Raw genomic sequence first — 13,911 nt, 5'->3', positions numbered from 1 at the left:
CGCCAGGCCTTGGGTCTTCACGCCTTCAGATAATCCGACTTCCCGCCCAGCCACCGCATCACATGCCGCTCGGCCAGGGCGGGAAACCGGTCGAGCATGTGCGGTGCCAGCTCCCTCGCCCACTCCAGCAGCACGGTGTCGGTGGCCAGGTCGGCAAAGCGCAGCAGCGGCGCGCCGGACTGGCGGGCGCCCAGGAATTCGCCCGGGCCGCGGATGTCCAGGTCGCGCCGGGCGATCTCGAAGCCGTCGTTGGTCTCGGCCATGGCCTTGAGGCGTTCGCGGGCGGTCTCGCCCAGCCGGCCGCTGTCGTTGGTGGAATACAGCAGCACGCAGGCCGAGGCTGCCGCGCCCCGCCCCACGCGCCCGCGCAGCTGGTGCAGCTGCGACAGGCCGAACCGTTCGGAATGCTCGATGACCATGAGCGAGGCATTGGGCACATCGACGCCCACCTCGATCACGGTGGTGCTGACCAGCACGCCCATGGCGCCGCTGGTGAAGAGCGCCATGACGGCCTTCTTCTCGGCGCTGGGCATGCGCGAGTGCAGCAGGCCCACCTGCACGGGCGCCTGGCCTGCCGCGATGCCGCCCTGCAGGGCCTCGCTCAGCTCGGCATGGGTGGCGGTGGCGTTGGACAGGTCCAGCGCCTCGCTTTCCTCGATCAGCGGGCACACCCAGTACACCTGCCGGCCCGAGGCGACCTGGGCGGCGATGCGCTCGATGACCTCGTCCTTGCGGCTGTCCGCGATGAGCTTGGTGACGATGGGGGTGCGCCCGGGAGGCAGCTCGTCGATGGTGGAGACGTCCAGGTCGGCGTAGTAGCTCATGGCCAGGGTGCGCGGGATGGGCGTGGCGCTCATCATGAGCATGTGGGGCTCCATGCCCTGCCCTTCGAGCTTTTGCCGCAGCGCCAGGCGCTGCGCCACGCCAAACCGGTGCTGCTCGTCGATCACGGCCAGGGCCAGGCACCGAAAGCGCACCTGCTCCTGGATCACGGCATGGGTGCCGACCACCAGCGCGGCCTCGCCGCTTTCCACCAGGGCCAGCATGGCGGCGCGCTCTTTTTTCTTTTGCCCGCCGACCAGCCAGGCCACGCGCTGGCCACGCGCGGCCAGCAGGGGCTCCAGCCAGCCGACGAGCTTGGCGAAGTGCTGCTCGGCCAGGATTTCGGTGGGGGCCATCAGCGCGCACTGCCAGCCCGCGTCGATGCACACGGCGGCGGCCAGGGCCGCCACCACGGTCTTGCCCGAGCCCACGTCGCCCTGCAGCAGGCGGTGCATGGGCACGGAGCGGCCCAGGTCGCGGGCGATTTCCTCGCCCACGCGGCGCTGGGCGCCCGTGAGGCCGAAGGGCAGCACGGCCAGCAGCTGTTCGGCCAGCGTCAGGCCGCCGTCGCCGGGCGGCGGTGCCTGCAGCACCGGCGCGCGCAGCCGGGCCCGTTCGCGCTTGGACTGCTGCTGCGACAGCTGCTGGGCCAGCAGTTCCTCGGCCTTGAGCCGCTGCCAGGCGGGGTGGCTGTGGTCCTCCAGAGTGGCGATGGCCACGTCCGGCGCCGGGTGGTGCAAAAAAGTGAGCGCCTGCCGCAGATTCCACCCCGGCGCCAGGCCGTTTTGGCCATGCACGCGGCCCACCGGCGGCTCCACGCCGGGCGGCAGCGTCTCGGACAGCTCCACGCGCTGCAGGGCGCTCACGATGGCGCGGCGCAGGTAGGCCTGGGGCAGTTGCGCGACGGTCGGGTAGACCGGGGTGAGCGCGGCCGGCAGGTCGCCGCTGGCCGTGCGAAAGGCCGGGTGCAGCATCTGCCGGCCCCAGAAGCCGCCCTTGACCTCGCCCCGGATGCGCAGGCGCGCGCCCACGGCGAGGGTCTTCTGGTGGGAGGGGTAGAAGCTGAAGAACCGCAGTTCGCACGTGCCGGTGCCGTCGTCCACCTGCACCAGCAGCTGGCGGCGGGGGCGCAGCTGCACCTCGCTGGAGACGACGGTGGCCTCGATCTGCACGGTGTCGCCGTCCCGGGCGTTGCGCAGGGGGGTGATGCGGGTTTCGTCCTCGTAGCGCAGGGGCAGGTGCAGGGCCAGGTCGATGTCGCGCACCAGCCCCAGCTTCTGCAGGGCCTTCTGGGCAGGGCTGGGGGCGGGCCGGGCCCCGGAGGGGCTGGGGGGCCCCGCACGCCCAGGCGCGCCCGCGGAACCGGCGGCGGCAGTGGCGGCGGCGCTACGGTCGGTCATGGGAAGGGGAAGCGGGCGCAAACAATGCGCAACAAGAGGAAACCGGCATGGGCAGAAAAGGCTAACATGCCAGCGCCGTCGTTCGGCGTTTTTTGCGGACGCACCCGCGTTACCCACTGGTCCCATGCTCAAGCGAATCAGCGTCCAACATCTTGCCCTGGGCATGTACCTGCACCAGTTCTGTGGCTCCTGGATGGACCACCCGTTCTGGCGCACCGGCTTCGTGCTCCAGGACCCGGCGGACCTGGCACGCATCCACGGCACCACCATCGCCGAGGTCTGGATCGACGTTTCCAAGGGGCTGGACGTGGCCTCCGATGTGGCCACCACCTCGCCCGAAGAGGCCGAGGCCCGCCTCGATACCGACTTCAGCCAGCTGCAGGAGATGCCGGATCTGAAGATTGCGCCCGCCCCGCCGCCCGCCCCGTCCCAGCGCGTGCGCTCGCTGGCACCGACCAGCATGGCCGAGGAGCTGGGCCACGCGGCATCGATCTGCCACCATGCCCGCCAGGCCGTGTCCTCGATGTTCCACGAGGCCCGCATGGGCCGCGCGGTGGATTCCAGCGACGCGCGCAGCCTGGTGCAGGAAATCTCCGATTCGATCACCCGCCACCCCTCGGCGCTCATCAGCCTGGCGCGGCTGAAGACGGCGGACGACTACACCTACATGCATTCGGTGGCGGTGTGCGCGCTGATGGTGGCCCTGGGGCGCCAGATCGGCCTGGACGCCGCGCGCATCCGCACCTCCGGCCTGGCCGGACTGATGCACGACATCGGCAAGGCGGCCATCCCGCTGGCGGTGCTGAACAAGCCCGGCAAGCTCACCGACGAGGAATTCGACATCGTGCGCAGCCATTCCGAGCACGGCTACCGCATGCTGCTGGAATGCGGGGGCGGCGTGGAGGACGAGGTGCTGGACGCCTGCCTGCACCACCACGAGAAGATGGACGGCTCGGGCTACCCGCACCGCCTGCCGGCCGAGCAGATCAGCCTGACCGCGCGCATGGCCTCGATCTGCGACGTGTACGACGCCGTCACCTCCGACAGGCCCTACAAGCGCGGCTGGGACCCGGCCGAATCGCTGCGGCGCATGGCCGAGTGGACCAACGGGCACTTCGACCCCCGCCTGTTCCAGGCCTTCGTGAAGAGCATCGGCATCTACCCCGTGGGCTCGCTCGTGCGGCTGACCTCGGGGCGCATCGGCGTGGTGATGGAGCAGGCCGCCTCGCTGGTGTCGCCGCGCGTGAAGGTGTTCTTCTCCACCAAGTCCGACCTGCGCATTGCGCCCGAGATCATCGACCTGGCCCAGCCCGGCTGCCCGGAGAAGATCGTGGCCCGCGAAGACCCGGACAAATGGCGCTTTCCGGACCTGAACGAGCTGTGGACCGGCATGCCGTCAGTGCCGCGCTGACGCCCCGGCCCTGACGCGACACCGGCCGCCCGCATGCCCCCGCCGCGCGCCAGCAACGATCCCGCGGGTGCCGTGCGCACCTACGCGATGGTGGAGCGCTCCAGCCACCTCGATTTCGACATCCGCGACCAGAGCGGCCGCACGCCGCTCACGCAGCCCCACAAGCACGAGTATTTCCAGATCCAGGTGAACCTGGAAGGCCACACGCAGCACCACATCGGCGGCGTGGCCCGGCCGTTCACCGCGCGCACCCTGAGCTTCGTGCTGCCGCACCGCATGCACCTCGTGCCGCACCCGCCGGGCACGCGCTGGCTGGTGGTGAACTTCAGCCAGCGCTTTCTGTGGCCCGGCCTGGCCGTGGACCCGCTCGACCTGGAAGACGTGCCGCTGGCCCTGGCACCGGAGCTGGCGCCGTTCCAGTTCCAGGAGCACCTGGACTTCACCTTCGACGAAAGCGGCTTCGAGGCCGTGCAGGCGCTGCTGGACACCCTGCAGCGCGAGAACGCGGCGCGGCGCCTGGCCTCGCTGGCGTGCATCCGCGGTGGCCTGCTGCAGCTGCTGGCGCTGACCTGCCAGCGCTGGGAAGGCGAGTTGCGCGCGCTGGCCGCGGCCCAGGCGCAGCGCGGCAGCCGCCGCGCGGCCATGGCCCGGCTGCTGCGCTACCTGCGCGGCGAACTGGCCGGCGACCCCACGCTGGCCGACGCGGCCGAGGCCGCCTGCCTGTCCCCCAACTACCTGGCCCACCTCATCAAGAAGGAAACCGGCAAGACCTTCACCGAGCTGCTGACCGAACGCCGGCTGGCCCTGGCGCAGGAACTGCTGCTGGCCACGGGCGAGCGCATCGGCGAGATCGCACGGCGCTGCGGCTTTGCCGACGAGGCGTATTTCGCCCGGCGCTTTCGGCAGTGGCACGGCCTGAGCCCCAGCGCCTGGCGCGCGCAGCGGCTGCGCGAACTGCAGGGCACGGCCGTGGCGGTGCCCGGTTCCGTCCAAGTTGTGCGCTGAATCGTCCGGGTGCGCCACGCCGGCGACCCCTAAGCTTTCCGTTGACCAAAACAACGGAGACGCTTTCATGGACCTGAACCGCCGAGACCTTTTGATGACCTCTTCCGCCACCCTGGGCGGCGCCCTGGCCGCAGGCTGCGCCAGCGTGACCGCCACCCCGTCCCAGCCCGCGCCTTTTTCGCTGAGCGTACCGGCCGTGCCCATCGCCGGCAGCCGCGAAGTCTTTCCGGTGCACCGCATTTACTGCATCGGCCGCAACTACGCGGCCCATGCGCGCGAGATGGGGTCCGACCCCACGCGCGAGCCGCCGTTCTTCTTCCAAAAGCCCAACGACGCGGTGCAGTTCGTGCCGCCGGGCACCACGGTGGACCACCCCTACCCCGCCCTCACCCGCAACTACCACTACGAGGTGGAGCTGGTGGCCGCCCTGCAAAGCGGCGGGCGCAACATCGCGCCGGAGCAGGCGCTGCAGCACGTGTACGGCTATGCCGTGGGCCTGGACATGACGCGCCGCGACCTGCAAAGCGACATGAAGGACCAGAAGAAGCCCTGGGAGATCGGCAAGAGCTTCGACCTGTCGGCCCCCATCGGCCCGATCCACCGCACGGCCCAGACCGGCCACTTTCCCAAGGGCGCCATCACGCTGTCGGTGAACGGCACGGTCAAGCAGAGCGCCGACCTGGCGCAGATGATCTGGAGCGTGGCCGAGCAGATCAGCAACCTGTCGCAGGCGTTCGAGCTCAAGGCCGGCGACCTGATCTACAGCGGCACGCCCGAGAACGTGGGCGCCGTGGTGCGCGGGGACCTCATGGTGGCGCACATCGACGGCCTGCCGGACCTCTCGCTGCGCGTGGTCTGAACCGGGCCGCAGCGGCGCCGAGAAGGCGTTGGCAGGCCGGCCGGCGTGGCGGTGGCACACTGCCCCGCCATGACCTCTCCTTCCGCTCCTGAGCACCGCCGCGGGTGCGCGGCACGCGCCGTCGTTGCCCTCATGGCGCATGCCGCCTTCCGGTCCCGCTGGCTGGTCCTGCCGCTGCTGGCCCTGGCCGCCGGGCTGGCCCAGGCGGCGGGCCTGCGCATGATCGAGGTGCCCGCCGATGCCCAGGGCCCGGCATTGCGCGGCGCGATCTGGACGCCCTGCGCCACGCCGCCGGGGCCCGTCGGCATCGGCCCGCTCACCCTGGAGGCGGTGCGCGACTGCCCCGTGCAGGGCGCACCGCTGCCGCTGGTCATCGTCTCGCATGGCTCGGGCGGCACCGCCTTCAGCCACCACGACACGGCCGCGGCGCTGGCCGATGCGGGCTTTGCCGTCGCGGCCATCAGCCACCCGGGCGACAACGCGCAGGACCTGAGCCGCCAGGGCCAGCTTTCCGCCTTCGCCACGCGGCCGGCCGACATGCGGCGGCTCACCGACTACCTGCTGGGCACCTGGCCCGGCCACGCGGAGCTGGCCCCCGGGCGCATCGGCTTCTTCGGGTTCTCGCGCGGCGGCACCACGGGGCTCGTGGCCCTGGGCGCGGTGCCGGACTTCACCCAGCGCCCCGAGTTGTGCCCGGCCGGCTCGCCCATCCCGCTGTGCACCGAGATCCGCAACCGCTCCTGGCCCGCGGTGCCCGCGCTGGACCCGCGCATCCGCGCCGCGGTGATCGCCGACCCACTGAACTTCTTCACCCCCGAGACACTGCAGGCCGTGAAGGCCCCCGTGCAGCTGTGGGCCTCCGCGCTGGGCGGCGATGGCGTCACGCCCGGCAGCGTCGAGGCCCTGCGCCACGCGCTGCCGGCCGCCCCCGAATGGCATGGGGTGCCCCAGGCGGGGCATTTCGCGTTCCTCGCGCCCTGTTCCGCCGCCCTGGCAGAGCGGCTGCCCGCCCTTTGCCGCGATGCGCCCGGCTTCGACCGCATCGCCTTCCATGCGGCGTTCCACCGCGAGGTGATCGCGTTCCTGCGCCAGCAGTTGGCGCCGGCCGGAGCCAGCGGCCCTTCGGCACGCTAGGGGCAGGCGCAGCCGCGCCCAGCACCGCCCCAGGGGCCCATGGGACAATCGCCCGCTGTTTTTGGTCGTTCTTTCCTTGGAACGGGCCCGTCCGGCCCTCAAGTCCCCATGCCTGCCAGCCCCCGCACCTTCACGCTCAGCGATTTCGATTTCACGCTGCCCCCGCAGCTCATTGCCCAACACCCCGCCCCCGAACGCAGCGCCTCGCGCCTGCTGGACGGCCGCAGCACCGAGCCGGCCGACCGGGTCTTTCGCGACCTGCCCGGGCTGCTGCGCGCGGGCGACCTGCTGGTGTTCAACGACACGCGCGTGGTCAAGGCCCGCGTGTTCGGCGAGAAGGCCAGCGGCGGCAAGCTGGAGCTGCTGATCGAGCGCGTGCTGACCGGCAACGAGGTGGTGGCGCACATGAAGGTGAGCAAGAAGCCCCTGCCCGGCGCCGTGGTGCATCTGGCGGGCGGATTGGCCGGTGGCGGCTTCGACGCCACGCTGCTGTCGCGCTGGCCCGAGGACGACGGCCCGCTGTTTCGCTTCGCGCTGCAGGGCCCCGCGGGCGAGACGCCCTACGACCTGATGGAGCGGCACGGCCACCTGCCGCTGCCGCCCTACATCGAGCGGCACCAGGAGGGCGGCGAGGACCCCGATGCCGCCGAGGACGCACAGCGCTACCAAACCGTCTTCGCCCGGGCCCCCGGCGCGGTGGCAGCACCCACGGCGGCGCTGCACTTCGATGCGGGTGTGCTGGCCGACCTGGAGGCCCGCGGCGTGGAGCGCGCCAGCGTCACGCTGCACGTGGGCGCCGGCACCTTCCAGCCCGTCAAGACCGAGAACCTGGCCGAGCACCAGATGCACAGCGAGTGGTACGAGGTGCCCCTGGCCACGCTGGCCGCGCTGGAGCGCTGCCGCCAGCGCGGGGGCCGCGTGGTGGCGGTGGGCACGACGACCGTGCGCACGCTCGAATCGTGGGCCCTGAGCGGCCAGGCCACGGGCGACACGCGCATCTTCATCACGCCCGGCTTCGGCTTCCGGGTGGTGGACGTGCTGGTCACCAACTTCCACCTGCCCAAGAGCACGCTGATGATGCTGGTGAGCGCCTTCGCGGGCTATGAGCATGTGATGGGCCTGTACCGCCACGCCATCGCGCAGGGGTACCGCTTCTTCAGCTACGGCGACGCCATGCTGCTGCAGCGCCCGCAGCCGGCGCACTGAACGCGGGCCGCCCGCGCCGTGACGAACCGCTCCGAGACGCCGCCCCCGCCGCCGCCCCCGCCGCCGCTGCACGCCCTGCGCAGCCGCGGCGCGGCCGTCGCGGGCATCGGCCTCACCGTGGGCGCCTGCGCATGCTTCGCGGTGCTGGACGCCACCACCAAATGGGTCAGCGCCGCCGTGCCGCTCTTCATGGCGCTGTGGCTGCGCTACCTGTTCCAGGCGCTGCTGACCACGGTGTTCGTGCTGCAGCGCGAAGGCGTTGCCGTGCTGCGCACCACGCAGCCGCGGTTCCAGGCGCTGCGCGCGGTGCTGTTCGCCGCCACGAGCCTCTTCGGCTTCATCAGCATCCAGCACCTGCCGCTGGCCGAGTTCACCGCCATCGTGGCGGCCACGCCGCTGTGCGTGACGGTGGTGGCGGCGCTGTGGCTGCACCAGCGGGTGAGCGCGCCGCGCTGGGCGCTGGTGGTCCTGGGGCTGGCGGGCACGCTGGCCATCATCCGCCCGGGGGACGAGGCCTTCACCTGGGCCATGCTCTGGCCGCTGTGCCTGCTGGCCACCGGCACGGGCTACCAGGTCATCAGCAGCAAGATGGCAGGGCACGAGAGCCCCGCCACCACGCAGCTCTACACCGGCTGGCTGGCCGCGGCGCTGGTGTCGGTGGGCGTGCCGTTCGCCTGGACCGCCATCGCGGACCCATGGCTGTGGGCCGGCATGTTCGCCATGGGCCTGTCGAGCGCCGTGGGGCACATGCTGCTGCTCCAGGCCTATGCGCGCACGACGCCGGTGACGATCGCGCCGTTCCTCTACAGCCAGATCGGCTTCGCGATGCTCGCCGGCTGGCTGCTGTTCCGCCATGTGCCGGACGCCTGGTCGCTGGCGGGCATCGCGGCCATCGTGCTCAGCGGGGCCGCGAGCGCCTGGCTCACCGTGCGCGAGACGCGGTAGCCCCTGCCTTCCCCGTGACTTTGGAACGGAGGTCGGGCCGAGGCGTGACGCCGCGGGTGCTCAGTCGAGCTTGACGCCGGCGTCCTGGATCACGCGGCCCCATTTCTGCTTGTCCGCCACCAGGAATTCCCGGAACTGCCGTGGCGTGCTGCCGACGGGCTCCAGGCCGTCCTGCACCAGGCGCTGGGCGATCTCGGGCATGGCCAGCACCTTGGCCACTTCCTGCTGCACGCGCGCGATGGCCGCGGGTGGCGTGCCCTTGGCGGCGCACAGGCCTGTCCAGGTCACCGGGTCGAAATTCGGCACACCCGTCTCCGACGCGGTCGGCACGTCGGGAAAGCCGGGCAGCCGCCGGGCGCTGGCCACGGCCAGCAGCCGCAGCTTGCCCGAGCGCACGTTCGGCATCGAGCTGACCGGTTGGTCGAAGATCATCGACACCTGGCCCGACAGCACGTCGGCCATGGCGCTGCCGGTGCCCTTGTAGGCGATGTGCACGATGTCGATGCCCGCGCGCGACTTGAGCATTTCGCCGGCCAGGTGGCCACCCGTGCCGTTGCCGGACGACGCGAAATTGAGCTCGCCGGGCCTTTGCCGGGCGTACTGGACCAGTTCGCCCACGGTCTTGACCGGCAGCGCGGCATTCACCAGCAGCAGGTAAGGCGCGTTGGCGATCTGCGTGACGGGCAGCAGATCCGTCTCGGGATTGAAGGGCAGCGACTTGATCAGGTGCGGCTGGATCGACAGCGTGCCCGTGGTGCACATCAGCAGCGTGGTCCCGTCGGGCGGGGCCGACAGCACCGCCGAGGCGGCGATGTTGCCGCCCGCGCCCGGCCGGTTGTCGATCACGACCGGCTGGCCCAGGGCGTCGGCCAGCTTGGGGGCGATCAGCCGCGCGACGATGTCGTTGGAGCCACCCGGCGAGAAGCCGACGACGATGCGCACCGGCTTGGAGGGAAACGGGTCCGCGGCCCGCACGGCCGTGGCCTGCAGCGCGGCGGCCACTCCGAGTACCGAGGCGAGGGCGAGGAAGGGGCGAAGCGACAGGCGGTTCATGGCGATCCTTGGAACGGGGCGTGGTGGGACGGGACGGGGCGGAGCGGGAGACGCAGTGGCCGAGGCATCAGGCGACCAGCGATGCACGGGCGCGGGCGATGCGCCGGCATCCTTCCAGCAGCTCGTCGGTGCCGGCGGCGAACGAGATGCGGAAATGCGTGCCGACCCCGTACGCGCTGCCCTGCAGCGCGGCGAGGTTTTCGGACTCCAGCAGGTGCAGGATCCAGTCGTCGCTGCTGCGGATGGGCGTGCCCTGGGGCGTGCGCAGGCCCCACAACGCGCTGCAGGAGGCGAACAGGTAGAAGGCGCCCTGCGGCCGGTGGCAGTGCAGGCCATCGATGGCGTTCAGCGCCTGCAGCAAGGTATCGCGGCGCTCCTGGAAGATGCGCCGGCTCTGCGCCACGAAATCCTGCGGGCCCGTCAGCGCCGCCACCGCTGCGGCCTGCGCGATGGCGTTGGCGCCCGAGGTGCTTTGCGACTGCAGCTTGACCATGGCCTGGATGAGTTGCGCCGGCCCGGCCCCGTACCCGATGCGCCAGCCGGTCATGGCATAGGCCTTGGACACACCGTTGACGGTGAGGGTGCGGGCTTTCAGCGCGGGGGCCACCTGGGCGATGGTGGCGAAGGCGGCGCCGTCGTAGATGAGGTGCTCGTAGATGTCGTCCGTCAGCACCCAGACATGCGGGTGCCGTTCCAGCACTTCGGCCAGCGCGGCCAGTTCGGCGGCGCAGTACGTGGCGCCGCTCGGGTTGTTGGGCGAGTTGAGGACCAGCCAGCGCGTCCTGGGCGTGATGGCCCGCTCCAGGTCGGCCGGCTGCAGCTTGAAGCCGAACGCCTCGGGTCCCTCCACGAACACGGGCACGCCGCCCGCCAGCCGCACCACGTCGGGGTAGGACACCCAATAGGGTGCGGGCACGATGACCTCGTCGCCCTCGGCCACCGTGCACATCAGGGCGTTGAAGATCACCTGCTTGGCGCCCGTGCCCACGATGATCTCGTTCACGCCGTAGTCCAGCCCGTTCTCGGCCCGGAACTTGTGCGCGATCGCCTCGCGCAGCGCCGGCGTGCCGCCCACGTCGGTGTAGCGCGTCTGGCCCGCGGCCATGGCACGGACGGCCGCCTCCCGGATGTGATCGGGCGTATCGAAGTCGGGCTCGCCGGCCGTCAGGCCAAGAATGTCCCGCCCCTGCGCCCGCAGGGCGCGGGCGCGCTGGCCCGCCATGGAGCTGGGGGATGGCTGGATGCGGTGAAGGCGGGGCGCGATGTGGAGCATGGAAGGGGCGGTGTTCGCAAAGGCCGGCGGACCGGGGTGAGGGCCAGTATCCGGCGCGCACCGCAGCGGCACAAACGAGTAATTGGCAGGCGCGGCCATTCCATTTCTTCCTGCCCGGGGGGGGCTGCCGTACAGTGGCGCGGCATGAACATCACCTTCCGGCAACTCGAAGCGTTCTTCTTCAGCGCCCGGCTTCGCAGCTTCAGTGCCGCGGCAGCGCGCCTGCACACCACCCAGTCCGCCATTTCCAAGCGCGTGGCCGAGCTGGAGGCCAGCTGCGGCACGCCGCTGCTGCACCGCACGCCGCGCGGCCTGGAACTCACGCATGCCGGACGGCAGCTCGTGCCGCTGGCGGAGGAATCGCAGCGCCTGCGGGTTCGCATCGAGCAGGAGGTGAGCGCCGACCATCCGCTGCGCGGCACCTTCCGGGTGGGCGTGACCGAGCTGACGGCGCTCACCTGGCTCACGCGGTTCATCCAGCGCGTGCAGGAGCAGCACCCGGCGCTGATGCTGGAGCCGGTGGTGGATGCGGGGCTGAAACTGTTCGAGGGACTGGAGGCCAACCGCATCGACCTGGCCATCATGCCGGGCACGTTCTGGGGCGCGGAGTACGAAACCGTGAAGGTCGGTCAGGTCGAGGATTTGTGGGTGGCCAGCCCGCGCCTGAAGATCCCGAAGCGGCCGCTGCTGCCGCACGAGTTCGAGGCCTACCCGATGCTGGAGCAGTCCACCGGCGCCTCCAAGAACCGCTTCTACGCCGCCTGGCGCGCAGAGCACGGCTTTCGCTTCAACCAGGTTTTCGCCACCAACAGCACGACGGTGCTGCGCGAGCTGACCATCAGCGGCTTCGGCATCAGCCAGCTGGCCCTGGACTATGTGCGCGAGGACATCCGGCAGGGGCTGCTGCGCATCGTCAAAAGCGATCCCATGCCGCCGCCCATGGTCTACAGCGCGGTCTACCGGGCTGACAGCTTCAGCCTGCCGATCCGGCGCATGGTCGATCTGGCGGCCCAGGTGTGCGACTTTTCGTTGAAAGCCAACCAGGCCTCCCTGAACCCGCCGGCCAGGCCCGCCAAGCCCTCACCGCCCGGCCGCCGCCGGCCCCCCAAGGCCTGAGCGGCAGGCGGCATCGGGCGATGGCGGGTGCCGGACGCGCCGATCAGAACGCGGCGGCGTGCCCGTCCTTGCGCGGGTCCGAGCCCGCGATGTAGATGCCCCCTTCGCGCAGCACGAGCTGGGCGCCGCCGAAGGCGAACACGCCGTGGCCCGACTCCACGGTGACCTCATGGCCGCGCGCGCGCAGTTCGGCCAGCACGGCAGGATCGAAGCCCGGCTCCACGGCCACGCCCCGGCCGCCGGTGACCCGCCAGCGCGGCGCATCGGCGGCGGCCTGCGGGTTCTGGCCGTAGCGCAGCACGCGCAGCGCCATCTGCACGTGGCCCTGCGACTGCATGGGGCCGCCCATGACGCCGAAGGCCATGCGCGGCGTGCCGTCGGCATGCATGGCGAACGCCGGAATGATGGTGTGCGAGGGGCGCTTGCGCGGGCCCACCTCGTTGGCATGGCCCGGCACCAGGCTGAAGCCGTGGCCCCGGTTCTGCAGGCTGATGCCGGTGCCCGGCACCACCACACCCGATCCGAAGCCCATGTAATTGGACTGGATGAACGACACCATCATCCCCGAGGCATCGGCGGCCGCCAGGTACACCGTGCCGCCGCGGCGCGGCGCGCCATGGCCGGGATCGCCCGCGCGCGCCGGATCGATGTGCAGGGCACGCTCGCGCAGGTAGGCCGGGTCCAGCAGGTCGCGCGGCGCCACGCGCATCGCGTCGATGTCGGCGTTGTGCTCGTACAGGTCGGCCAGCGCGAGCTTCATGGCCTCGATGCTGGCATGCACCGTCTCCACGTCGTCCACGGGGCGCGTGCCGATGCCCACGGCGTCGAGCAGCCCCAGCGCGATCAGCGCGGCGATGCCCTGGCCGTTGGGCGGGATTTCATGGACGACCGCATCGCCGAACGGCTGGCTCACCGTGCCCACCCAGTCGGCCTGGTGCGCGGCGAGGTCGTCCTCGGTCATCGCGCCGCCATTCGCCTGCGCGTGGGCGGCCATCTGGCGGGCCAGCGTGCCGCGGTAGAAGGCCTCGCCACCGGTGTCGGCGATCAGCTCCAGCGTGCGGGCATGCGCTTCGCTGCGGAAGATCTCGCCCGCGCGCGGCGCCCGCCCGCCGGGCATGAAGCACTCCGCGAAACCCGGCTGGGCACCCAGCCGGTCCGCCCCCAGCGCCCACTGCGTGGCGATGATGGGCGAGACCGGAAAACCGCCGCGTGCGTATTCGATGGCGGGCTGCGCCAGTTGCGCGAACGGCAGCTTGCCCAGCCGCTTCGACAGCGCGACCCAGGCAGAGACCGCGCCGGGCACGGTCACGGCGTTCCAGCCGGACTCGGGAATGCCGCCGCGCTGGGCGAAGTATTCGGGCGTCCAGGCCGCCGGCGAGCGGCCCGAGGCATTGAGGCCGTGCAGTTCCTTGCCATCCCACACGATGGCGAAGCCATCGCTGCCGATGCCGCAGCCCGTGGGCTCCACCACCGTCAGCGCCATGGCCGTGGCAATGGCCGCGTCCACCGCGTTACCGCCGGCCATCAGCATGCGCAGCCCGGCCTGGGCGGCCAGGGGCTGCGAGGCGGAAACGATGTTGCGGCCCATGACGGGGCTGCGGTGCGAGGCGTAGGGCTGGCCCCAGTCGAGGGCGGTGGCGTTCGGTGGGGGCGCTTGGGTCATGTCTTGTCTCCTTGGGTTGGGAAA

The 13,911-nt window shown here is 71.5% G+C and carries 11 protein-coding genes; 7 read left to right on the top strand and 4 right to left on the bottom strand.

What is annotated here, in order from left to right:
- Window positions 1–17: 17 nt before the first annotated feature.
- Window positions 18–2,222 carry an ATP-dependent DNA helicase RecG gene (gene recG / locus R1Z03_RS18905; protein WP_317353910.1) on the bottom strand — a complete coding sequence of 735 codons (2,205 nt, stop codon included), beginning with the start codon at window positions 2,220–2,222 and terminating at the stop codon, window positions 18–20.
- Between the two features lie 124 nt (window positions 2,223–2,346).
- On the opposite strand from recG, the gene R1Z03_RS18900 reads away from it, so the two are divergent.
- The 6 genes from R1Z03_RS18900 (at window position 2,347) to R1Z03_RS18875 (ending at window position 8,782) form a co-directional block, all read left to right on the top strand.
- Window positions 2,347–3,633: an HD-GYP domain-containing protein gene (locus tag R1Z03_RS18900; protein ID WP_317353907.1), complete on the top strand. Its 1,287-nt coding sequence runs from the start codon at window positions 2,347–2,349 to the stop codon at window positions 3,631–3,633.
- A gap of 33 nt (window positions 3,634–3,666) precedes the next feature.
- Window positions 3,667–4,638: an AraC family transcriptional regulator gene (locus R1Z03_RS18895; protein WP_317353904.1), complete on the top strand. Its 972-nt coding sequence runs from the start codon at window positions 3,667–3,669 to the stop codon at window positions 4,636–4,638.
- Window positions 4,639–4,705: 67 nt separating this feature from the next.
- On the top strand, window positions 4,706–5,497 hold the full coding sequence (locus tag R1Z03_RS18890; RefSeq protein WP_317353900.1) for a fumarylacetoacetate hydrolase family protein: 792 nt from the start codon (window positions 4,706–4,708) through the stop codon (window positions 5,495–5,497).
- A gap of 132 nt (window positions 5,498–5,629) precedes the next feature.
- Window positions 5,630–6,631, top strand: a complete 1,002-nt coding sequence (locus tag R1Z03_RS18885) for a dienelactone hydrolase (RefSeq protein WP_317360428.1) — start codon at window positions 5,630–5,632, stop codon at window positions 6,629–6,631.
- A 108-nt stretch (window positions 6,632–6,739) separates the two neighbouring features.
- On the top strand, window positions 6,740–7,837 hold the full coding sequence (gene queA, locus R1Z03_RS18880; RefSeq protein WP_284426284.1) for a tRNA preQ1(34) S-adenosylmethionine ribosyltransferase-isomerase QueA: 1,098 nt from the start codon (window positions 6,740–6,742) through the stop codon (window positions 7,835–7,837).
- A 66-nt stretch (window positions 7,838–7,903) separates the two neighbouring features.
- On the top strand, window positions 7,904–8,782 hold the full coding sequence (locus R1Z03_RS18875) for a DMT family transporter (RefSeq protein WP_317360426.1): 879 nt from the start codon (window positions 7,904–7,906) through the stop codon (window positions 8,780–8,782).
- A gap of 60 nt (window positions 8,783–8,842) precedes the next feature.
- On the opposite strand, the gene R1Z03_RS18870 is transcribed toward R1Z03_RS18875, so the two are convergent.
- Window positions 8,843–9,835: a tripartite tricarboxylate transporter substrate binding protein gene (locus R1Z03_RS18870; RefSeq protein ID WP_317353897.1), complete on the bottom strand. Its 993-nt coding sequence runs from the start codon at window positions 9,833–9,835 to the stop codon at window positions 8,843–8,845.
- A gap of 67 nt (window positions 9,836–9,902) precedes the next feature.
- Entirely contained in the window at window positions 9,903–11,108 is a 1,206-nt protein-coding gene (locus R1Z03_RS18865; protein ID WP_317353895.1) for a pyridoxal phosphate-dependent aminotransferase, read from the bottom strand.
- A gap of 144 nt (window positions 11,109–11,252) precedes the next feature.
- Between R1Z03_RS18865 and R1Z03_RS18860 the strand changes: the two genes are divergently transcribed.
- Window positions 11,253–12,224, top strand: a complete 972-nt coding sequence (locus R1Z03_RS18860; protein ID WP_272565574.1) for a LysR family transcriptional regulator — start codon at window positions 11,253–11,255, stop codon at window positions 12,222–12,224.
- A gap of 43 nt (window positions 12,225–12,267) precedes the next feature.
- On the opposite strand, the gene R1Z03_RS18855 is transcribed toward R1Z03_RS18860, so the two are convergent.
- A complete protein-coding gene (locus R1Z03_RS18855) occupies window positions 12,268–13,887 on the bottom strand; it encodes a gamma-glutamyltransferase family protein (protein ID WP_317353892.1) in 1,620 nt (539 codons plus the stop codon).
- Window positions 13,888–13,911 lie beyond the last annotated feature (24 nt).

The sequence above is a fragment of the Acidovorax sp. BLS4 genome, from assembly GCF_032929295.1.
In the GTDB taxonomy this organism is placed as follows: domain Bacteria; phylum Pseudomonadota; class Gammaproteobacteria; order Burkholderiales; family Burkholderiaceae_C; genus Paracidovorax.
Note: the sequence above shows the minus strand (reverse complement) of the source record. Positions and strands in the feature narration are given on the sequence as shown.